Here is an 18,668-nt window from a genome sequence, read left to right as displayed (position 1 = left end):
GCAGGATTGAGCTTAGTTCAGCGGGCCCATCGGGGTGCCGGCGGCAACCATTTCCTGGGTCGCGGCCAGTTCCGGGTCCGACACGAGGCCATAGGCGGCCAGCGGGCCATCCGGGCCAGCCATTTCGTCCGACACGAAGAAGTCGATGTATTCTTGCAGGCCCGGGATCACGCCAAGATGCGCTTTCTTCACGTAGAAGAACAGCGGACGCGACACCGGATATTCGCCGGTGGCGATCGATTCGGTCGAGGGAACCACACCCGACATGGTCGCAACGCGCAGCTTGTCGGTGTTGTTTTGGTAGAACGACAGACCGAAGACGCCGATCGCATTCGGGTTGGCGTCGAGACGCGACAGGGTTTCGGTGTAATCGCCGTCGATGTCGACCGAGGTGCCGTCGGTGCGCAGCGCGAGGCAGGCATCTTCGCCGTCGTCTTCGCCTTTGGCGGCAACCAGCGCTTCCAGCGCGCCGGTGGCTTCACAGCCCGCTTCCAGCACTTTCACGTCGAACACTTCGCGGGTGCCGTGTTTGGTGCCCGGGATGAAGGCGAGGATGTCTTGCTCGGGCAGGTCCGGGTTTACATCATGCCAGGTTTTGTTCGGGTTGGCGACGAGTTCACCGTCCACCACCACTTCGGCGGCCAGCGCATTATACCAATCGGACGGCGTGAAGGCGAAGTCCGGGCCGTTGATGTCCGAGGCAAAGACGATCCCGTCATAGCCGATGCGGACTTCCATGATTTCGGCCACGCCGTTGGCGGCGCAGGTGTCGATATCCGATTGCTTGATACGGCTCGACGAGTTGGCGATGTCGATGGTGTTTTCGCCCACGCCTTCGCAAAGTTTTTTACGGCCAGCACCGGAGCCGCCGCCTTCGACAACCGGGGTCGGGAAGTCAAAGTTTTCGCCGAAGGCTTCGGCAACGATGGTGGCATAGGGCAGAACGGTCGAGGAACCGGCCGACTGGATCTGGTCGCGCGCCAGCGCGCCCGAGGTAGAAGCCGCCAGAATGGCAAGCGCCGAAACGCCGAATTTCGCGGTTTTCATGGATCACTCCTGAATGTCATTGCGGGCCTGTCTGGCCTCGGTGCCCGTCCTAGGCTTGCGCCATGACGCTTATGCAAAAGTTGTGTGACAGTTGCATGACGGTCCCGTGTGCAATGCGCTCAGGCGTTTTGCAGGGCATTCGCTATAAGTGTGGGCGCCTGTGGCAGTTCGCCCAATGCGGGTAAAAGGGTGCCGCTAAAGCCCACTTCTTCAAGGGCTTGCGGAATATCTTGTGCCACATGCCCGCCACGCAGGGCGAACAAGGGCAGGCAGGTGGCGCCGCGATAATGTGCGGCCACATCGCGCAGATGCGGGGGTTCTTCCAAGAAGGCAAGGCGCAGATGGCTATGTGGCAGGTGCGGCGTCAGGGTGCGTGCCAAGGCCAGCGTCATGTCATGCGAACTGCGCGAGACTTGCGAGCCATGCGCGATCAAGATCACCTCAGGCCCTGCGTCGTGCAGCTTTTGCAAGATCAGATCGGGCAAGGCCGGATCGCTTCCGAAAGGCGGCAGAATGCGCGCGCTATGGCCCAATTCCGCCAAGCGCCGCGGCAGTTGCACCTTGGTGAACCAGCCCTCGGCCATGAAAAACGGATAGATCATCGCATTTGGCTGCGCGGCGACCGCGCTGCGCAGCGCCCCGGGGCTGGCAAGGGTTGCCCCCCGCACCCGCATTTGGGGCAGTTGCGCATCGACCTGCGCGGCCAAAGCCTCCAGCGCCGCTTGCGCGGGCTGTGGCTCAGAGGGGTATCCATGGGCGACAATCAGAACATCTTGCATCCGCGCAAGCTTAGTGCGGCGCGTCGCAACGGCAAGAGCAGCTGAATTGGTTAACGAAATATGACGCCAAGCCTTTGTAATTGCGTCATATTGTTTGCACTGTGCGGTTGCGGCGAATCACGGTTTCGCCTAGAACCGACTTACCGGCCAGGAAGGCCAGAACCCAATAGACAGTTTCACGTGTGGTGCGTAGGGGAGCACGTGGGGTGAGGAGGGTCCTGGTAGGGGTGCCGGGGCCCTCCTATTTTTTGGCGGGGCAAGCACGTCCCCTTTGCCACTTGATCTGGGCCGTGCGATTAGGGATCAACGCCCCCCAATTCGCAAATGATCTTCCATTCTTCTTCCGTGACCGGCTGCACCGACAACCTCATTGAGGTGACAAGCGCCATTTCCGACAAGCGCGGATCGGCTTTCACCTCGGCCAAGGTCACCGGGCGGGCCAACGGGCGGATCGCACGAATGTCCACGCAATCCCAGCGCGTGTCCTCGGTGGTGGAATCTTGGTGGCTAAGCGCGCAAACCTCGACGATGCCGACCACTTCTTTGCCAATATTGGAATGGTAGAAAAAGCCCTGATCCCCGATCTGCATGGCGCGCATGTTGTTGCGGGCCTGGTAATTGCGCACGCCATTCCATTCCTCGCCCACATCGCCCTTGGCGACCTGCATGTCCCAAGACCAGACATTGGGTTCGGATTTGAAAAGCCATTTCGCCATCAGCCGATCACCTTTTTCCATTCCTGCACAGTGACGCTGTCAAACAGACCGGCGGCGGCATAAGGGTCGCCTGCGGCCCAGTTTTGCGCGGTTTCAAGGCTGTCACAGTCCAAAATCACCAGTGAGCCGCACATTTCCCCACCTTCAAGAAACGGTCCGGCCATCGCCACGATCCCGGTTTCCTCGATATAGGCCAGATGGGCGGCGCGGGTATCGAGCCGGGTTTGCAGGGCGCCGGGTTTGTCACGGCAGATCACGGCGTACAGCATGTCATTCCTCCTTGAGCGGACGCGAAAGCAACGCCGCAGCGGCGTCGGAAACAGAAAGATCGCGCGCCACCAGCGCGGCGACCATGGCGGTAACGGGCAGATCGATCCCGTGGCGCTGCCCCAGTTGCACGGCGGCGCGGGCGGTGGCCGCGCCTTCGACGGTGGTCCCGGCGTCGAACTCTTCGCCTTGTCCCAAAGCCAGACCAAAGCGGAAATTGCGCGATTGGGATGAGGTGCAGGTCAGCACCAGATCGCCAAAACCCGACAGGCCATCCAGCGTTTCAGGCCGCGCGCCCAGTTTCAGCGCCAAGCGGCTCATTTCCGCAAAGCCTCGGGTCATCAGCGCGGCGCGGGCCGAATCGCCCAGCTTGGCGCCAATCACCACGCCCGCGGCAATCGCCATGACGTTCTTCAATGCCCCGCCCAATTCGGCCCCCACGGTATCGGTCGTGCGGTAAAGCCGCAGGGTGGGGGTAGAAAGCCGCGTTTGCAGGGCGCTTGCATCTTCGCGTGCCGCCAGCGTCAGTGCTGTGGGCAGGCCGCGTGCAATATCTGCGGCAAAGCTTGGCCCTGTCAGCACGGCGGCGGTGGCGCGCGGGCAGGCGGATTCGATTAAGGCGATCGGGCCGCGCCCGGTGGCAAGGTCGATCCCCTTGGAACAAGAAACGAGCGTTTTGCCCTCTAGCAGGTCAGCATGGGTGGCCAGAAAGCTGCCCATCTGCTGCATCGGCATCGCCAAAAGCACCACCTCTGCTGTCGAAACACAACCAATGTCCGCCGTGACGGACAATGTGTCGGGAAAGGGCGCCCCGGGCAGGCGGCGGTCATTGACGCGCGCGGTATGCATCTGCTCGGCATGGGCCGGATCGCGTGCCCAAAGCGTGACCTTGCCCGCCTGCGCCAGCGTGATCGCCAGCGCTGTGCCAAAGGCGCCGGCCCCTAAAACCGCAATAGTCATGCCTTTGCCCCCTTTTTGCCCGATCCGAGCATTGTGGGCGCGGTTGCGTCAAGCGGCCAACGCGGCCGCGGCACCAGATCGGCTTCAGTCGCAAGGCCAGCACGAAACCGCTCGATTCCGGCATAGGCGATCATCGCGGCATTATCGGTGCAAAGTTTGAGCGGCGGCGCCGTAAAACGCACGCCCATTTCAGCGCAGACGTTTTCAAGTTTCGCGCGGATCGTTTGGTTCGCCGCAACGCCCCCCGCCACGGCCAAGGCCGGGGTTTTGGGGGCCTCTGCCAAATAGGTCATCAGCGCGCGGCGGGTCTTTTCGGCCAGAACATCGGCAACGGCTTGCTGGAAACTGGCGCACAGATCGGCACGGGTCTGGCGGTAAAGCCCGCCATGCGCGGCCACCTCGGCATCGCGGGCGCGCAAAAGCGCGGTTTTCAGACCCGAGAAAGACATATCGCAGCCGGGGCGATCCAAAAGCGGGCGCGGGAAGGCAAAGGCTTTCGCGTTGCCCTTTTTTGCCTCTGCCTCAACCACCGGGCCGCCGGGTTGCGGCAGACCCAAAAGCTTGGCGGTCTTGTCAAAAGCTTCGCCTGGGGCATCGTCGATCGTACCGCCAAGGCGGCGGAAATCGTCCGCCCCGCGCGCGATCAAAAACTGGCAATGCCCGCCCGACACCAGCAGCATCAAATAGGGAAACGCCAACGCATCGGTCAGCCGTGGTGTCAGCGCATGGCCCGCCAGATGGTTTACCCCCACCAATGGCAGACCCGAACCTGCGGCAAGGCCCCGCGCGCACATCACGCCCGACATCACCCCGCCAATCAGCCCCGGCCCGGCGGTGACCGCGATCCCATCAAGGTCGCGCAGGTCAAGACCCGCTTGCGTCAGGGCCTCTTCCACGCAGCTATCCAGCTTTTCAGCATGTGCGCGGGCCGCAATCTCCGGCACGACGCCACCGTAGGGGGCATGCAGCGCGACCTGCCCCGCCACGACCGAGGCCAGCACCGTGGCGCCTTGCGCATCGGCACGCACCACGGCCGCTGCGGTATCATCGCAGCTCGATTCAATACCAAGAAAGGAAAGCACTTTGGTCATGGGGCTTTGTTGCGCAGGCGTTTCATCGCAGGTAACACCGGGGAAGGCATCGCACAACCCGAGGCCCCTATGACCGATAGATCTGCTTTTCGCCCGCGGCTTTTGCTGACCCGTCCCCGTGCCGGGTCTGACCGCTTTGCCCGGCAATTTCGCGCCCGTTTCGGTGCGGATTGGCCGGTGACCATTGCGCCGCTGATCGAGATCGAACCAACCGGGGCCGACTTGCCGCTGGCCGATACGCTAATTGTGACCTCGGAACAGGCGCTTGGTCCGGTTGAGGCGGCGCCTGACTGGGCGGGCAAGCCGGTCTATTGCGTGGGCGAGCGCACCGCTGGGGTGCTGCAGGCCAAAGGGTTCCAAGTGCTGGGTTTCGCGCCAAATGCGCAGACGCTTTGCACGCTTATCCTTAATCACGACGATTGTGGGTCGATGTTGCATGCACGCGGCAATGAAAGTGCTTTTCCGCTGGTGCAGACCCTGACGGCGGCCGGGCGAAACGTGGCCGAGGCGGTGGTCTATGCGCAGGTGCCCCAGCCGCCCAGCACGGAAATGCAAGATCTGTTGGATCGCGCGGTGCCGCTTTTGGTGCCGGTGTTTTCGCCCAATAGCGGGCGCTTGCTGACCGCCGCCGCGCAAGAGGCGCGGGCGCGGTTGCGAATCGCGGCCATTTCCCCCGCCGCGGCGCAGACCTGTGCGGGGCTTGCCCATGTTGAGATGCGGGTGGCGGCCAAGCCCTCGGCAGAGGGGCTAATGGACGCACTTGTCGCACTGATGCGAGACAGTTCCGGTTGAGCCCCGCGACGCCCGCCAATAGACTGCGCGCAATCGAAGAATAAGCGCGCGTCGGCGCGGACTGGAGGATTGGCCATGGCGAAACCGGAATCGGACGAGACTGAACCCAACGCAGCCACCTCCGCACAAGACCTTGATATGCCAGAGAAAGAAACGGATCCGGCAGGCGAGGCGCTTGAGGCGGCGGATCACGATGGCATCGAAGATGCGGAGGTTGTCGACGGCTCCGACCCCGTGACCGAATCACGCACCGAGGCGGAAGCGGAGGCCGAATCGCCTGCGCCGATGCCGGATGATGAAAAAGTGGAAGAAAAACCGGCACCTGCGCCTGCTGCGGCGGCACCGCCGCCGCGCCGCGGTTTGTCGGTTCTGGTCGGTGGTGTGCTGGCGGCGGCGATCGGGGCCGGGGCCACGGTCTTTGCGTTGCCCAATATGCCTGCCGATCTGCGCGACAAAATTCTGCCCGCCGGTGGGGGCGCGTCCGAATTGCAAGCGGCACTTGATGCGCAGGCCGCCAAAATCGCCGCGCTTGAGGCAGCGACCGCTGAACCCACCGCGGGTGCCGATGAGGTGACAGCGCTTAAAGCAGCGCTGGCCGAGATGACCGCAAAGGTCGATGCGCTGGAAAGCGGCGCGGCGGCGGCTGCCGCTGATGAGGTGGCCGGGCTCAAGGAAGAGCTCGCCGCAATGAAAGAAGAAATGAAGAAGTCGCCCATGTATGCGACGCAACAGCAGTTGGATGCCGCGACCGCCGAGGCGAAGGCGCGCATTGCCGAGGCCGAGGCTCAGGCGGCGAAGATGCGCGCCGAAACCGAGGCTGCGACCCAACGCGCGGTGCGTCAAGCCGCGGTCGCGCGTGTGGCGGCGGCTTTCGATGCCGGCGCGTCGCTGGTTGGTCCGGTGGCCGAGGTCGAAGCCGCAGGGCTTGATGCCCCCGAGGCGCTTAAGGCCGAGGTGCCGACGGTTGGTGCGTTGCAAGACGCGTTCCCCGATGCCGCGCGCAAGGCCTTGGCGGTCGCGCGCACGACCGATTCGGGTGACAGCCTGACCGATAAGCTGGGCACCTTCTTGCTGGCGCAAACCGGGGCGCGTTCGTTGACGGCGCGCGAGGGCAATTCGCCCGATGCGATCTTGTCGCGTGCGCAAGCGGCGGTGGATGCCGCACAATTCGAAACGGCAGTGGCCGAACTTGCCGCGCTGCCCGAGGCGGCGCAGGCGCAAATGCAATCTTGGAAAGACATGGTCGCGCGCCGCACGGCGGCCGAGGCCGCGCTTTCCACTCTGGCCCAATCCGTTCAGTGAGGTGATGCGATGCTCTGGTCTTTGGTGAAAATCGCGCTGTTCCTGGCCGCTGTGGCCGGGCTCACCTTTGGCGCGGCGATGCTGTCTGACTCGGGCGAGGCGATCCGCATCGTCGCGTTGGGGCAGGAATTCAACCTTGGCGCGCTGCAAGCCGCCATCTTGATCACGATTATCGTCGTGGTGCTGTGGGTCGTGTTCAAGATCGTCAGCTTCATCGTGGCCTTTTTGCGTTTTGTGACCGGTGATGAAACGGCGATCAGCCGCTATTTCGACCGCAACCGCGAACGTAAGGGCTATCAGGCTTTGGCCGAAGGGATGCTGGCGATTGCCTCGGGCGAATCGCGGCTGGCAATGTCGCGCGCGGCGAAGGCCGAACGCTATCTGCGTCGTCCCGATCTGACCAATCTTTTGACCGCGCAGGCGGCCGAGATGAATGGTGACACGCGGCGCTCGGAACAGGTTTACCGCCGCATGCTCAATGATCCGCGCACCCGCTTTGTGGGGATTCGCGGCCTGTTGTCGCAAAAGCTGGGCGATGGCGACACCGATACCGCGCTGAAACTGGCGCAAAAGGCGTTTGCTCTGAATCCGAAACACCCCGAAGTGCAAAACACGCTGTTCAAGCTGCAAACAGAATCGGGCGACTGGAAAGGCGCGCGTGATGTGTTGCTGGCGAAGATGCGTCAGGGCGAGATCCCGAAAGACGTGCACAAGCGCCGCGATGCGGTTCTGGCGTTGCAAGAAGCCAAGGTGGTGCTGGATCAGAATTCCTCGATCGAGGCCCGCGAGGCGGCGATTGCGGCCAATAAATCCTCGCCCGATCTGATCCCGGCGGCGGCGATGGCGGCCAAGGCCTATGCCGATCAGGGCAATACCAAGGCGGCGACGCGGGTGCTGCTCAAGGCGTGGGAAGCGCAACCGCATCCCGATCTGGCGGGTGTCTTCGCGTCGCTGGAGCCCTCGGAATCCGCGGCAGAGCGTCTGGCGCGGTTTGAAAAGCTGTTGTCGCTGCGCCCCGATCACGAGGAAACCAAGCTTCTGCGCGCCGAGTTGAGCATTGCCGCCGAAGATTTCCCGGCGGCGCGCCGGGCGCTGGGCAATCTGGCCGAAACCAACCCGACCACCCGCACGCTGACCTTGATGGCCGCGATCGAGCGGGGCGAGGGCGAAAGCGAAGATGTCGTGCGCGGCTGGCTGGCCCGTGCGGTCACCGCGCCGCGTGGTAAGCAATGGTGCTGCGACAAGTGCCAGAACATCCAAGCCGAATGGGGCCCGGTCTGCGACAATTGCGGCGGTTTCGACACGCTGAGCTGGCGCGAGCCGACCTCGGGCGGGGTGCCGCTGCCCAATGGCGCGGAAATGCTGCCTTTGATCGTCGGGGCTGGCAAAGCCAAGGCCGATGCGTTCGACATCACGCCTGATAATGCCGCACCGATGGGTGAAAAATAGGGCTACACATCCCTGCGATGGCGTGCTAGTTGCCCGCCATCACGCCGGTGTAGCTCAGCTGGTAGAGCACGTCATTCGTAATGATGGGGTCGGGGGTTCGAGTCCCTTCACCGGCACCAGATACCAAAAACGGCTGGAATCCTTTGTGGTTCCAGCCGTTTTCAATTTGGGCGCCCGTGATGTGGTTTAGCTGTCTTGACGCACGATGTCGGAGACAAGCACCGACAGCGCCGCGCTGCCCAGCACTTGCCGCACCGCTTCCAGCATGGTGCGGCGCAGATCGGCCATGGTCGCGGTATTGGTGAAAGCGCCTTTGAAGCCGCCCGCATTGGCGTGGTCGAACAGGACCTGAAGCAGCAGATCGCGGATCTTCGGCTCGGCGGCATAGACCTTTTCGGTGCTGCCCAGCGTCACCTCAAGGCTAAGCGACAAAACGACAAGCGAGGTGACCTGCCCCTCTTCTATCACCGGCACGACAAATTGGTTGTTGAGCTTGACGAATTCGGTGGTCGGCGCCTCTTCCGCGCCGTCTTCGCCATGCCCGTCAGCGCCGTGATCGGCGGCGGCCTGCGTGTCAGCGGGGGCGGCATGGCCCGCATCGGCTGCGGCCCCGTCTTCGCCATGCGCCCCGGCGGTTTCTTCGGGCGGCGGCGGCGGTGGGCGCAGGAAATAGCCCGCAGCCCCCCCGCCGGCCAGGCCGATCAGGGCAAGAAGGATGGGAAGGATCTTCATCAACATGGAAAAGCGTCCTTAGAATGGCAGAAGGATATCGGCGACCTGCTGGCCATAGCGGGGCTGTTGCACATCGGTGATCTGGCCCCGACCGCCATAGGAAATGCGGGCGCCTGCAATCTTATCATAGGTGATTTCGTTTTGGCGGCTCACATCCTCGGGCCGCACGAAGCCGGTCACGATCAATTCGCGCACTTCGAAATTGACGCGCACTTCCTGCACGCCCTGAATGCGCATCACCCCATTGGGCAGCCGGTCCAGCACCGTGGCCGCGACCCGCAAGGTCAGCTTTTCATTGCGCGCCACCGAGCCATCGCCCTGATAGGAGGAATTGGAGCCGGTTTCATAAGCATCGGCCATGCTTGCGCCTTCGGGCAGTTCGGCATTCAGCCGCTGCGGAATGCCGAACATTGAGGGCATGCCCATCGTGTCGGAGCTAGAGCGCGAACGCCCTGTGGAGTTCGAAATCTCGGCCTTGTCATCAATTTCGATCACCACGGTCAGGATGTCACCCCGTGCCGCGGCACGCCGGTCGCCCAGCAATGAGCGACGGCTGCCCGACCAGAGCGAGGCCTCTTGCGCGCGGGGGCGCGCAGCGATTTCGGTGGGCATCGGGGTCGAGGTCATGGCGAAGAATTCATTGCTATTCTCGACCGGGTTGAATTCAGGGGCCTTGCCGACCTGTTCGAGGCGCCCGCAATTCGCAAGCGAAAGGGCGAGAAGGGCAATCAGGACAGGACGCATTTGGGGGCTCTCATCAGTGTTGGACATAGGCGACGCCATCGGCGCCGATGGTGGCAAAGACGGTGGTTTTTGAGGCCATGTTCATCACACGGATCGCCTCGCCGATGGCGCCGCGATCCAGCGCCCGGCCTTCGGTCTGAATGCTGAGCCCGCCGCGTTGATAGGCAATCGGGATCATCTGATTGCGCTCCACCAAGGCGGGCGGGGCAAGATCGCCCGCGCGAATCGGGCGGCCCGGATAGATCGTGACGCGGGTTTCCAGCCCGATTGCCTGATCGACGTTTTCAAGCGCGCCGGGCACTTCTTCCTCGATCAATGCCAGATCGTCGGGGCTCAGTACGCTTTGTGCGCGCAAGGTGCGCACCGAAACAACCGAGCCTGCCTCGGCAAGCGTGGCGCCCGCCAGAAGGGCGCAGATGGCAAGCGCGAAGGGTTTCATCAGCGCACCTGCGTGGTGGCCGCGAGCATTTCATCGGCGGCGGTAATCACCTTGGCATTCATTTCATAGCCGCGCTGGGCCTTGATCAGTTCGGTGATCTCGCGCACCGCATCGACCGAGCTTTCCTCAAGGTAGCCTTGCCGCACCGTGCCCAGCCCATCGAGCCCGGGGGTCGAAACGGCGGGCGGGCCCGAGGCCTCGGTTTCCAAGAACAGGTTCGAGCCAATCGCTTCGAGCCCTTTTTCATTGGTGAAACCGGCCAAGGTGATCTGGCCCAGAAGCTGCGGTTGCACCTGATCGGCGAAATAGGCGTAAACCTCGCCATCGGCACTGATCGCAATCGTGCGGGCGTCATCGGGAATGGTGATGTTAGGAACCAGCGGATAGCCATCCGAGGTGACGACCTGCCCATCGGCAGAGCGTTTCAGCCCGCCATCGCGGGTATAAGCCGAGATGCCAGAAGGCATCGTGACTTCAAGATAGCCATAGCCATCGATCGCCAGATCCAGATCGCCCCCGGTCGAGGTCAGCGAGCCTTGCGACAGGTTTACGCTGACCGCCGTGGGCCGCACGCCAAGGCCAAGCTGCACCCCGGCGGGGATGATTGTGCCATCATTGGCGGTGACCGTGCCGGGGCGAGTGGCTTGCTGATACATCAGATCGGCAAATTCCGCGCGCCGGGCGTTGTAGCCGGTGGTGGACATGTTGGCGAGGTTGTTCGAGATGACCTCGACCCGCGTTTGCTGGGCGCTCATCCCGGTGGCGGCGATCTGCAGGGCACGCATGGCTCTCTCCTATTACTTGAGCGTCGAGATGACGCTGCGGATCCGTTCGTCTTCGCGGTCGAGGAATTTCTGGCCCATCTCGTAGGCGCGCTGCACCTCGATCATGCGCGAGATTTCCTTGATCGGATCAACGTTCGACTGTTCCACGAAGCCCTGCATCACGCGGGCGTTTTCGGCGGGCAAAGTGCCATCGGGCACGGCAAAGCGGGTGCCCGCCTGCAAGCTGATCGTGGTGGAATTTTCGGGCAGGTAGAGGCCGATCTGTGCCAGCGGCGCCCCGCCAACCGACAGCGTGCCGTCTTCGGCCATCGCAACCCGGCCCTGATCGGCGGGCAGGAAAATCGGTGTGCCACCATTGTCGAGCACGCGAAAACCTTCCGGCGTCACCAGTTCCCCTGCGGGCGAACGCAGAAAGCTGCCAGCACGGGTGAGCTGGTTGCCCTCGGGCGTTTCGACCATGAAGAAGCCTTCGCCTTGGATCGCGAAATCCAGCGCGCCGCCGGTTTCGGCCAGCGGACCTTGTTCGAAATCGACCAGCCGCCCATGCGCATAGGCCATCGACAGCGAGGGTTCCTGCCCATCGAGCGAATCGACATATTCGGCAAAGACGACCCCTTCACGGCGAAAGCCGGTGGTGGTGATGTTGGCCATGTTATTGGCCACCACCTGCATTTCGCGCATCAGGCCCGACTGGCGCGACAGGGCCGCGTAGATCGAATTATCCATGGCTCAGCTTCCGATGATGAGGGGGATGATCCGGGCGGTGTAGAACTCGACCAGCGACTTCGACATGAAAGACATCGAGACCCAGAACACGACCAGCATGGCGCCGACCTTTGGCACGAAGGTCAGCGTCATTTCCTGCACCGAGGTCAGCGCCTGAAACAGGCCGATGGCGACCCCGGCGATGAGCGCGACGATCAGCATCGGCGCCGAGATCATAACGGCGATCCAAAGCCCTTCGCGCATCGTGTCAAAGAAGACGACGTCTTCCATCTTACACCGGCATCCGCAGGATTTCCTGATAGGCCTCGACGACCTTGTTGCGCACCGTCACGGCTGTTTCCACCGCCAGTTCGGTCTGTGCGAGCGCCTGCACAAGTGCATGCGGATCGGCGCTGCCAAGCATGGCGGCCTTTGCCGTTTGCTCGCTTTCTTGCATGGTTTCCATAAAGCTCGTGGCAAGGCTGCCAAGCGTGCTTTGTTGGGAATTGCCGCTGCCGGCCTGCGGCGCGGCGGCGGAGCGGGCCAAGGTATAGCCTTGGGTCGCAACAGAAGATTTGATGTCCATTCTGGACCTCCTTCAGGTTTCAACGACGCAGCAGATCCATCAGCGCCGACGACATTTGCCGGGTCTGTTCGAACATTTTGAGGTTCGCCTCGTAACTGCGTTGCGCTTCGCGCGCGTCTGCGATCTCGACTACCAGATCGACATTCGAGCCGTCGTAGTAGCCGTTTTCATCGGCCATCGGGTTGCCCGGATCATAGATTCGGGCCAGTTCCTTCGGGTCGAGTTGCACGGGGCCGAGTTGCACCTCGGCGGCACCGTTGTCTTGCGACACCACTTCCTCAAAGCTGGTCACCTTGCGGTGGTAGCCGGGGGTGTCGACGTTCGCGATGTTTTCCGAAACATAGCGCAGGCGCATGGATTGCGCCTTCAGGCCAGAAGCGGAAACCGAAAGGGTATTGCTGAAATCCGCCATCTGCCTCAGCTCCGGCCAAGGCTGGCACGCAAGATGCCCAGCGAGGATTTGTAGATCGCAATGGCGCGGTCGTGCTGACTTTTCGCGCGCACCGCAGCAACCATTTCGTCTTCGATGGATACGCTGTTGCCATCGGGGGATGCGCCATTGGTGTCGCGGCTTTCACGCACTTCGACGTGATATCGGCCTTCGCCGCCAAGGTGGCCTGCACGGGTCGCGCGCATGTTCGCGCCGCTATCGCTTCGATAGGTTTCGGCGAAAGAGGCGACCTCGCGTGCCTGATACCCGGGGGTATCGGCATTGGCGATATTGGTCGCAATCGCACTTTGGCTCAGGGCGGCCGTTTGGGCCATGGACTGCGCCATCTGAAAAACTGTGAGTTTACCGAACATCGGGGTTTCTCCTCCGAGCTATCAACCAAGGATTAAGGGAGATTCGTTTAAAAACAGTTTCGAGAGGACGGGCTTGATACGAGCTCGGTAACCATGGAGGCCAGAATGGCACTGGGTGGATTGGAAATGTTGCAGGCGGAAATCGCCGAAGTGGGCGCGGTGCATCCGGTCGGCCGTGTTTTTGAGGTTGGCCAAGGCACGATTGAGGTCAGCGGGCTGACCGCGCGCGCGACCTTGGGCGACCGCGCACAGATCCATGCGCGCTCTGGCGCGCGATTCGATGCCGAGGTGATCGCCTTACGCCGAGGGGCGGTGACGCTTCTGGCCGATGGGGCCGTCGAAGGCGTCGCGATTGGCGACCGGGTTGAGGTGCTGGGGCAAGCGGGCATCGCGCCCGATAATTCCTGGGTCGGGCGGATCGTCGATCCGTTTGGCCGCCCGCTTGATGGTCGCCCGTTGTTGCGCGGCCCCGAAGATCGCAACGTTCGCGCCGCCCCGCCCGCCGCCGCCACACGCGGCCGCCTTGGGGACCGGGTCGAAACCGGATTGGATGTGTTCAACACGCTTTTGCCTTTGGTGCGTGGGCAGCGGATCGGCCTTTTTGCGGGATCTGGCGTGGGCAAATCGTCGCTTTTGGCGAAATTCGCCAAGGGGGTTGAAGCCGATGTCGTGGTGATTGCGCTGATTGGCGAACGCGGGCGCGAGCTGCGCGAATTCGTAGAAAAGACCATGGGGCCCGAGGGTATGGCGCGCGCGGTGATCGTGGCCGCCACCTCGGATCAGTCGCCGCTGGTGCGCCGCCGTTGCGGTTGGGCGGCGATGACCGTGGCGGAACATTTCCGTGATCAGGGCAAGCATGTGCTGTTCTTGGCCGATAGCGTCACCCGCTTTGCCGAGGCGCATCGCGAAGTGGCCTTGGCGGGGGGCGAACCGGCCAGCCTGCGCGGCTATCCGCCTTCGACCGCGCATCAGATCATGTCGCTTGCAGAACGCTCTGGCCCGGGGCCTGAAGGCACGGGTGATATCACCGCTGTCTTTTCGGTACTGGTGGCGGGCTCTGATATGGAAGAGCCGGTGGCCGACATTCTGCGCGGCACGCTGGATGGCCACGTTGTTTTGGATCGTGCCATCGCGGAGCGAGGGCGCTTCCCGGCCATTGATCTGTTGCGCTCGGTCTCGCGGTCTTTGCCCGATGCGGCGACCCCGCCCGAGAATGCGCTGATCGGCAAAGCGCGCAAACTGCTTGGCGCTTACGACCGGGCCGAGATGATGATTCAGGCGGGGCTATATACCGCTGGCAGCGATCCGATGATCGATGCGGCGATCCGGGTTTGGCCCGCGTTGGATGGGTTCATCGCGCAAGATGCGCCCGATCATACTTCGGCAAGCTTCGCGCGTTTGGCCAAGGCGTTGGCCCCGGCGGGCTGAGCCCGCATCAAGCAGAAAAGAAGACGGTTGAACGGGGCGGGCGCAAGCACCGCCCCTATTTCAAATCTTCCATCAGTTTTTCGAAGGCTTCGCGTTCGGCGGCGCTTTGCGCGATCAATTGCTGCGCGGCGGCCAACGGCCCGGCGGGGATGGCCGCACCCGTGTCAGACGGGGCGGTTTCGCCGAAAATTTCGACAAAGCGCTTTTGCGTTTCCGTTCCCGAATCTGTGACACGGTCCCAATTGCCGGCACGCCAGGCAGCCTCGGTCTGGGCCTCGGTTGCGCCCGCTTCGGCATAGGCCGTTTCGGCATTTTGGTGCTGGCCCAAAAGGGTCAGCGCGCGGCCCCGCAAAAGCGCCGCTTCTTCGCCGGTCAATCCGGTCAGGTGCGAATAAGCCGCGGCTGCGTCATTGCCGGCCAAAGCCGCGCGCGCCAAGGCGAATCGTCCGGCCTCGCTGCGCCGGGTCCGGGGGGACAGCACCGCCCGTGCCGAAATCGAAAAGCCGCTTTCCGAAAGCCGGTCGGCCAGTGCAATTTGTACGTCTGCGGTCAGTTCTTCGGGGCCCCATTCCGGCCGATAGCGGAAAAAGGTTTCGATGAACATTTCCGCGTCGGGCACCTTGGCCAGCACCGCCAAAAGGTCATTTTGCGTGTCGCGCCGCAGGCTCGGGTCTACCGGCGCGCTCCACCGTTCCAACTGTTCGAAAGCCGGATCGAACTGCCCGGTCGAGGCATTGCCAAGGATTTCCACGCGGATCAGTTTGTCGCCGATCTCGGTGCCGCGCAATTGCCGCGCCAGTGCGCCAGCGTTTTCCACCTCATGGGCGGGAATCGCTTCGCCCCGGGACAATTTTGTTTCGATCGAAAGCGCCAGCGCCTCTGCCGCTGCATCCGAATTTTGCTCGGCGACCTTGTCGAGCCGCTCTGTCGCTTCGGTATCGCGGCCTTCCGACAGGTCGATTTGCGCATCGATGTAATCGAGCGAATCGTTATGGTCACCGGGCGCGCGCGCCAGCATGGAGCGCACGGTTTGCGCCACATCGGTCGCGCCCAGCTCGATCAGCCGTGCGCTGAGATCGGGGCCAACGATACTGCGAATATCGGGCGGCAGCGCGGAATAGGCCCGCAGAACCGCGCCGAAATTAACGGTTTCACGCAGCGGCGGCTCGGGCTGGGCCAGCAGCGCCCAAAGCGCCACTTTGCTGTCACAAGATGTCAGTGCCGCGAAAGCCGGGTAGGGCGTCGGGGCGTTGCCATCGACGATATCGGCCATGATCGGCAGAATCGGATCGACCTCGTCTTCGACCTCGAAAGAGCGGAAAAGCGCCTTCGCCTCGGTGCCGAAACCAAGTGCGATATAGACTTGTGCCAGGTGTTCGATCCCACGCAAATGCGGTCGGTCGAATTCTTCCACCAGATCGCGGCGCGCATCGGCAATCTGTTGCGTCGGCGTTTTGTCGTTCAGCCAAGCTTGCAGGTCATAGGCAGAATCGCGCGGGCAGCTATGGCCCGAATTTGCCAATCTGCCTTGCAGTAAATGCTCTGCCACGTCGCGATCGATCACGGTTTCTGCCTGCAGCGCCAGATGCGCCTCGGGGCTGTCCGGATGGTGCGCCTTTGCTATTTTCGGCGCGTCTTGAGATTCTTGCAAGGTGTCGGCTTCGGTTGCGGCTGTGCCCCTAGGCGCAGTGGCCGGGGGGCGGGGCGGCATTTGCATGGTGATCAACCCCTGCGTTGCCGCGCGGCTCAATTCATCGATCAGCGCGATTTCGGCGCCGCTGATACGGTCATCGGGGAAATCAAGATTGGCCACCTCGTCGCCGGGCGGAGTGGTATGGTCGGGCTTGTCGGTTGGCGCGGGCTGCGCCTCGGGGCGCAATTGCGTCGGCTTGTCGGACCAGTAAAGGTCAAGATAGCCAAGCTTCGGTTCGGGCCGATAGGAATGGCGCGGCGCATTGACCGTCGGCAAAGATGGGGACGCAGACGCTGCGATTTTCGTTTCATCCGCGCCATCGGCAATATCGATCACCACGGCGCCAATCGGCAATTGAAACGCTTCAAGATGCACCTCTGGCCCGGTCTCGATAAAGACCGAGCGCGCATCAAGATCGGCGGACACCGACTGAATCCGGGTTCTGGGAATCAACCGAAAGACATTTGTCAGATTGTAGCGTGTCTGGGTCTGGGTGGTCAGCTTGTAGCCGCCGTCGACCCGCTCGGTGCTCCATTCGGTGCCGGGTGGAAACATGAACACGAGCCGCGAGAAATCCGCATGCTCGCCCGACCGCACGTCGATCTGTTGCGCAGCCGCCGGGCTTGCCAGCAAAACAAACCCGGCCAGAAGGAGGGCAAAAAACCTCATGCCGCCTCCGATTTCACCGCCTTGAGCGCCTCTTCGAGTTCCGAGAAACTGGGCCGGATGTGATGCGGCGTGTTCTGACGGCCGACTTCGATACAGATATTGGTCGCGTGGTTGTGCAGGTTGGCCACCAGCACCTCGCGGATCAGCTTGTAGAAATGGGCGTCTTCATCGACCACGGCCTTGATGCGGGTCGCGAAGGGACCAATGAAGCCATAGGCCAAAAACACACCCAAGAAGGTGCCGACAAGCGCGCCGCCGATCATCTTGCCCAGAATCTCGGGCGGCTGGTCGATTGAGCCCATGGTTTTGATCACGCCCAACACGGCGGCCACGATCCCCAGCGCGGGCATGGCGTCGGCCACGGATTGCATGGCGTGGCTGGAGTGCATGGCGTGGTGGTAATTCGCCTCAAGCTGCTTTTCGAGCACCTCTTCGACCTGATGGGGATCGTCATAGTTCATCGAGGCGGACCGCATCGTGTCGCAGATCAGCTCGACCGCTTCGTGGTCATGCACGATTTTCGGATATTTCCCGAAGATCGACGAATTTTCGGCATCTTCGATATGCTCTTCGATCGCCACCGGGTTTTGTCGCGCCAGTCGAATCAGTTCGAACAGAAGGCAGAGAAGATCACGGTAATCCGCTGGCTTCCATTTCGGGCCCTTGAACACTTTGCCGATGTCTTTGAGCGTGTGTTTGGCCGACGCGCCATCATTGGAAAGCAAGAATGCTCCCACGGCGGCGCCGCCGATCATGATCATCTCAAAGGGCAGAGATTTCAGGATAATCCCCATCTTGCCCCCGGCCGCCACGTAGCCGCCGAAGACCATGCCAAAGATGACGACGATCCCGATAATGCCGATCATGTCCGTTCTCCATTCATCCGGAGCGACTGTGCCAGACTTGGCTTAACAAATGCTCTGCAAGGTTATTCTTGCGGCGCGCCCGCATTGCGCCCGGCCATGATCACCGAGATCGAATAGGCCACCTGCGGTTCCAGCGCGGCCATCACCGCGGCCGAAGCATCGGGGCGCATCCGCGCAAGGAAACCTGCCGCGAAATCGGGTGCCATGGCCGCAAAGAGCGGCGCGGCTTCCTTCGGTTTCATGTTTTCATAAACCGTCACCAGCCGGGCCACGTCTTCATCGGCGGCTTGATCGGCCATGGTGACCGTTTGCGACAGGTTCCGTTCCGCCTCGACCAACAGGGCAAGCCGATCCTCGATTCGCTTTTCCGCCAGCGCGATGGCCTGGGACCGATCGGACAGCAATTGTTCGCCTTCGCGCAGTTTCTTTTCGCGCGCTTGCACTTCTTTCAGCATCAGCATCACGCCCGGCTCGGAAATGCATTCCTCGGCGGTTTGCACGGGTTGCGCATCTTGCGCGCCGGTATCGGTGGCAAAGGCCTGCGCAATGCCGGAGCCAAACCGAATCGCCCCCGAAGCGGCGAACAGCGTGGCGATCAGCAGCAAGCTCCCCCGACCAAACCGCCTGCGCGCCTTTTTGGCGGGCGGTTTTGCAGGGGCTTTTTTCGTTTTTGCAGCCGGTCCAGCCTTGGCGGGTTTCATTCCGCAGCCTCCAGATCCGACGTCCGCACCCGGCGGCGCAGCACACGTTGCTGGCGGCGGTGTTGCTCCACCACAGGCTCCGGCGCGGGGGCGGCGGCGGCGGGTTTGGGGGC

The 18,668-nt window shown here is 62.6% G+C and carries 22 protein-coding genes and 1 tRNA gene; 5 read left to right on the top strand and 18 right to left on the bottom strand.

Features of this window, described 5'->3' with window-relative positions:
* Positions 1-12: 12 nt before the first annotated feature.
* The 6 genes from CKO11_RS06045 to tsaD all read right to left on the bottom strand — a co-directional run bounded on the left by CKO11_RS06045 (position 13) and on the right by tsaD (position 4,860).
* Positions 13-1,047 carry a substrate-binding domain-containing protein gene (locus CKO11_RS06045; RefSeq protein WP_223634387.1) on the bottom strand — a complete coding sequence of 345 codons (1,035 nt, stop codon included), beginning with the start codon at positions 1,045-1,047 and terminating at the stop codon, positions 13-15.
* A 119-nt stretch (positions 1,048-1,166) separates the two neighbouring features.
* A complete protein-coding gene (locus tag CKO11_RS06040; RefSeq protein WP_223634384.1) occupies positions 1,167-1,826 on the bottom strand; it encodes a CbiX/SirB N-terminal domain-containing protein in 660 nt (219 codons plus the stop codon).
* A gap of 296 nt (positions 1,827-2,122) precedes the next feature.
* Positions 2,123-2,542 (bottom strand): EVE domain-containing protein, encoded by a 420-nt coding sequence (locus CKO11_RS06035; protein ID WP_223634381.1) that lies wholly within the window; start codon positions 2,540-2,542, stop codon positions 2,123-2,125.
* Positions 2,542-2,811, bottom strand: coding sequence for a YciI family protein (locus CKO11_RS06030; protein WP_223634349.1), 270 nt, complete (start codon positions 2,809-2,811; stop codon positions 2,542-2,544). Before CKO11_RS06030 ends, CKO11_RS06035 begins: the two co-directional genes overlap by 1 nt.
* Position 2,812: 1 nt before the next feature.
* Positions 2,813-3,769 carry an NAD(P)H-dependent glycerol-3-phosphate dehydrogenase gene (locus CKO11_RS06025; protein ID WP_223634346.1) on the bottom strand — a complete coding sequence of 319 codons (957 nt, stop codon included), beginning with the start codon at positions 3,767-3,769 and terminating at the stop codon, positions 2,813-2,815.
* Entirely contained in the window at positions 3,766-4,860 is a 1,095-nt protein-coding gene (gene tsaD, locus CKO11_RS06020) for a tRNA (adenosine(37)-N6)-threonylcarbamoyltransferase complex transferase subunit TsaD (RefSeq protein WP_223634343.1), read from the bottom strand. Before tsaD ends, CKO11_RS06025 begins: the two co-directional genes overlap by 4 nt.
* A 69-nt stretch (positions 4,861-4,929) precedes the next feature.
* On the opposite strand from tsaD, the gene CKO11_RS06015 reads away from it, so the two are divergent.
* The 4 genes from CKO11_RS06015 to CKO11_RS06000 all read left to right on the top strand — a co-directional run bounded on the left by CKO11_RS06015 (position 4,930) and on the right by CKO11_RS06000 (position 8,522).
* The gene (locus CKO11_RS06015) at positions 4,930-5,652 is read left to right on the top strand and encodes a uroporphyrinogen-III synthase (RefSeq protein ID WP_223634340.1); all 723 of its coding nucleotides are present in this window, start codon (positions 4,930-4,932) and stop codon (positions 5,650-5,652) included.
* A 75-nt stretch (positions 5,653-5,727) separates the two neighbouring features.
* Positions 5,728-6,954 carry a COG4223 family protein gene (locus tag CKO11_RS06010; protein WP_223634337.1) on the top strand — a complete coding sequence of 409 codons (1,227 nt, stop codon included), beginning with the start codon at positions 5,728-5,730 and terminating at the stop codon, positions 6,952-6,954.
* Positions 6,955-6,963: 9 nt separating this feature from the next.
* Positions 6,964-8,403, top strand: a complete 1,440-nt coding sequence (locus CKO11_RS06005) for a heme biosynthesis protein HemY (protein ID WP_223634333.1) — start codon at positions 6,964-6,966, stop codon at positions 8,401-8,403.
* Positions 8,404-8,446: 43 nt separating this feature from the next.
* Positions 8,447-8,522, top strand: a tRNA-Thr gene (locus CKO11_RS06000).
* Between the two features lie 67 nt (positions 8,523-8,589).
* Here CKO11_RS06000 and CKO11_RS05995 read toward each other — a convergent pair.
* From CKO11_RS05995 to CKO11_RS05955, 9 genes are read right to left on the bottom strand one after another with little or no spacing between them, the layout of a single operon-like run.
* Positions 8,590-9,141, bottom strand: a complete 552-nt coding sequence (locus CKO11_RS05995; protein WP_223634326.1) for a flagellar basal body-associated FliL family protein — start codon at positions 9,139-9,141, stop codon at positions 8,590-8,592.
* 12 nt (positions 9,142-9,153) lie between these two features.
* Complete coding sequence (flgH, locus tag CKO11_RS05990; protein ID WP_223634323.1) at positions 9,154-9,879, bottom strand: flagellar basal body L-ring protein FlgH; 726 nt, start codon at positions 9,877-9,879, stop codon at positions 9,154-9,156.
* Positions 9,880-9,892: 13 nt separating this feature from the next.
* Positions 9,893-10,318 (bottom strand): flagellar basal body P-ring formation chaperone FlgA, encoded by a 426-nt coding sequence (flgA, locus tag CKO11_RS05985; protein ID WP_223634321.1) that lies wholly within the window; start codon positions 10,316-10,318, stop codon positions 9,893-9,895.
* The gene (flgG, locus tag CKO11_RS05980) at positions 10,318-11,103 is read right to left on the bottom strand and encodes a flagellar basal-body rod protein FlgG (RefSeq protein ID WP_223634318.1); all 786 of its coding nucleotides are present in this window, start codon (positions 11,101-11,103) and stop codon (positions 10,318-10,320) included. The genes flgA and flgG overlap by 1 nt, the downstream gene beginning before the upstream one ends.
* Positions 11,104-11,115: 12 nt before the next feature.
* On the bottom strand, positions 11,116-11,829 hold the full coding sequence (locus CKO11_RS05975; RefSeq protein WP_223634315.1) for a flagellar hook-basal body complex protein: 714 nt from the start codon (positions 11,827-11,829) through the stop codon (positions 11,116-11,118).
* Positions 11,830-11,832: 3 nt separating this feature from the next.
* On the bottom strand, positions 11,833-12,099 hold the full coding sequence (locus tag CKO11_RS05970) for a flagellar biosynthetic protein FliQ (RefSeq protein WP_223634312.1): 267 nt from the start codon (positions 12,097-12,099) through the stop codon (positions 11,833-11,835).
* 1 nt (position 12,100) lies between these two features.
* On the bottom strand, positions 12,101-12,394 hold the full coding sequence (fliE, locus tag CKO11_RS05965) for a flagellar hook-basal body complex protein FliE (protein ID WP_223634309.1): 294 nt from the start codon (positions 12,392-12,394) through the stop codon (positions 12,101-12,103).
* Between the two features lie 19 nt (positions 12,395-12,413).
* Complete coding sequence (gene flgC / locus CKO11_RS05960) at positions 12,414-12,806, bottom strand: flagellar basal body rod protein FlgC (RefSeq protein WP_223634306.1); 393 nt, start codon at positions 12,804-12,806, stop codon at positions 12,414-12,416.
* Positions 12,807-12,811: 5 nt separating this feature from the next.
* The gene (locus CKO11_RS05955) at positions 12,812-13,159 is read right to left on the bottom strand and encodes a FlgB family protein (RefSeq protein ID WP_263298408.1); all 348 of its coding nucleotides are present in this window, start codon (positions 13,157-13,159) and stop codon (positions 12,812-12,814) included.
* A 144-nt stretch (positions 13,160-13,303) separates the two neighbouring features.
* Between CKO11_RS05955 and CKO11_RS05950 the strand changes: the two genes are divergently transcribed.
* Positions 13,304-14,626 carry a FliI/YscN family ATPase gene (locus CKO11_RS05950; protein ID WP_411741992.1) on the top strand — a complete coding sequence of 441 codons (1,323 nt, stop codon included), beginning with the start codon at positions 13,304-13,306 and terminating at the stop codon, positions 14,624-14,626.
* Positions 14,627-14,681: 55 nt separating this feature from the next.
* On the opposite strand, the gene CKO11_RS05945 is transcribed toward CKO11_RS05950, so the two are convergent.
* The 3 genes from CKO11_RS05945 to CKO11_RS05935 form a co-directional block, all read right to left on the bottom strand.
* Complete coding sequence (locus tag CKO11_RS05945; protein WP_223634299.1) at positions 14,682-16,988, bottom strand: hypothetical protein; 2,307 nt, start codon at positions 16,986-16,988, stop codon at positions 14,682-14,684.
* Positions 16,985-17,854 carry a flagellar motor stator protein MotA gene (gene motA / locus CKO11_RS05940; RefSeq protein WP_223634297.1) on the bottom strand — a complete coding sequence of 290 codons (870 nt, stop codon included), beginning with the start codon at positions 17,852-17,854 and terminating at the stop codon, positions 16,985-16,987. The genes CKO11_RS05945 and motA overlap by 4 nt, the downstream gene beginning before the upstream one ends.
* Positions 17,855-17,916: 62 nt before the next feature.
* Positions 17,917-18,459 carry a MotE family protein gene (locus CKO11_RS05935; RefSeq protein WP_223634295.1) on the bottom strand — a complete coding sequence of 181 codons (543 nt, stop codon included), beginning with the start codon at positions 18,457-18,459 and terminating at the stop codon, positions 17,917-17,919.
* Positions 18,460-18,668: the final 209 nt, after the last annotated feature.

It is taken from the genome of Rhodobacter sp. TJ_12 (genome assembly GCF_020023995.1).
Classification (GTDB): domain Bacteria; phylum Pseudomonadota; class Alphaproteobacteria; order Rhodobacterales; family Rhodobacteraceae; genus Rhodobacter.
The sequence above is the reverse complement of the archived record's forward strand: the minus strand, read 5'-3'. Positions and strand labels throughout refer to the sequence as shown.

Coding starts and splice junctions, on each gene's coding strand:
- CKO11_RS05955 (WP_263298408.1), bottom strand. CDS start 13,159: ATGGCCCAAACGGCCGCCCTGAGCCAAAGTGCGATTGCGACCAATATC.
- CKO11_RS05975 (WP_223634315.1), bottom strand. CDS start 11,829: ATGGATAATTCGATCTACGCGGCCCTGTCGCGCCAGTCGGGCCTGATG.
- CKO11_RS06030 (WP_223634349.1), bottom strand. CDS start 2,811: ATGCTGTACGCCGTGATCTGCCGTGACAAACCCGGCGCCCTGCAAACC.
- CKO11_RS06015 (WP_223634340.1), top strand. CDS start 4,930: ATGACCGATAGATCTGCTTTTCGCCCGCGGCTTTTGCTGACCCGTCCC.
- CKO11_RS06045 (WP_223634387.1), bottom strand. CDS start 1,047: ATGAAAACCGCGAAATTCGGCGTTTCGGCGCTTGCCATTCTGGCGGCT.
- CKO11_RS05995 (WP_223634326.1), bottom strand. CDS start 9,141: ATGTTGATGAAGATCCTTCCCATCCTTCTTGCCCTGATCGGCCTGGCC.
- CKO11_RS06035 (WP_223634381.1), bottom strand. CDS start 2,542: ATGGCGAAATGGCTTTTCAAATCCGAACCCAATGTCTGGTCTTGGGAC.
- flgA (WP_223634321.1), bottom strand. CDS start 10,318: ATGAAACCCTTCGCGCTTGCCATCTGCGCCCTTCTGGCGGGCGCCACG.
- CKO11_RS06040 (WP_223634384.1), bottom strand. CDS start 1,826: ATGCAAGATGTTCTGATTGTCGCCCATGGATACCCCTCTGAGCCACAG.
- CKO11_RS05970 (WP_223634312.1), bottom strand. CDS start 12,099: ATGGAAGACGTCGTCTTCTTTGACACGATGCGCGAAGGGCTTTGGATC.
- fliE (WP_223634309.1), bottom strand. CDS start 12,394: ATGGACATCAAATCTTCTGTTGCGACCCAAGGCTATACCTTGGCCCGC.
- CKO11_RS06025 (WP_223634346.1), bottom strand. CDS start 3,769: ATGACTATTGCGGTTTTAGGGGCCGGCGCCTTTGGCACAGCGCTGGCG.
- flgC (WP_223634306.1), bottom strand. CDS start 12,806: ATGGCGGATTTCAGCAATACCCTTTCGGTTTCCGCTTCTGGCCTGAAG.
- CKO11_RS06005 (WP_223634333.1), top strand. CDS start 6,964: ATGCTCTGGTCTTTGGTGAAAATCGCGCTGTTCCTGGCCGCTGTGGCC.
- CKO11_RS06010 (WP_223634337.1), top strand. CDS start 5,728: ATGGCGAAACCGGAATCGGACGAGACTGAACCCAACGCAGCCACCTCC.
- flgG (WP_223634318.1), bottom strand. CDS start 11,103: ATGCGTGCCCTGCAGATCGCCGCCACCGGGATGAGCGCCCAGCAAACG.
- CKO11_RS05945 (WP_223634299.1), bottom strand. CDS start 16,988: ATGAGGTTTTTTGCCCTCCTTCTGGCCGGGTTTGTTTTGCTGGCAAGC.
- flgH (WP_223634323.1), bottom strand. CDS start 9,879: ATGCGTCCTGTCCTGATTGCCCTTCTCGCCCTTTCGCTTGCGAATTGC.
- CKO11_RS05950 (WP_411741992.1), top strand. CDS start 13,304: ATGGCACTGGGTGGATTGGAAATGTTGCAGGCGGAAATCGCCGAAGTG.
- tsaD (WP_223634343.1), bottom strand. CDS start 4,860: ATGACCAAAGTGCTTTCCTTTCTTGGTATTGAATCGAGCTGCGATGAT.
- motA (WP_223634297.1), bottom strand. CDS start 17,854: ATGATCGGCATTATCGGGATCGTCGTCATCTTTGGCATGGTCTTCGGC.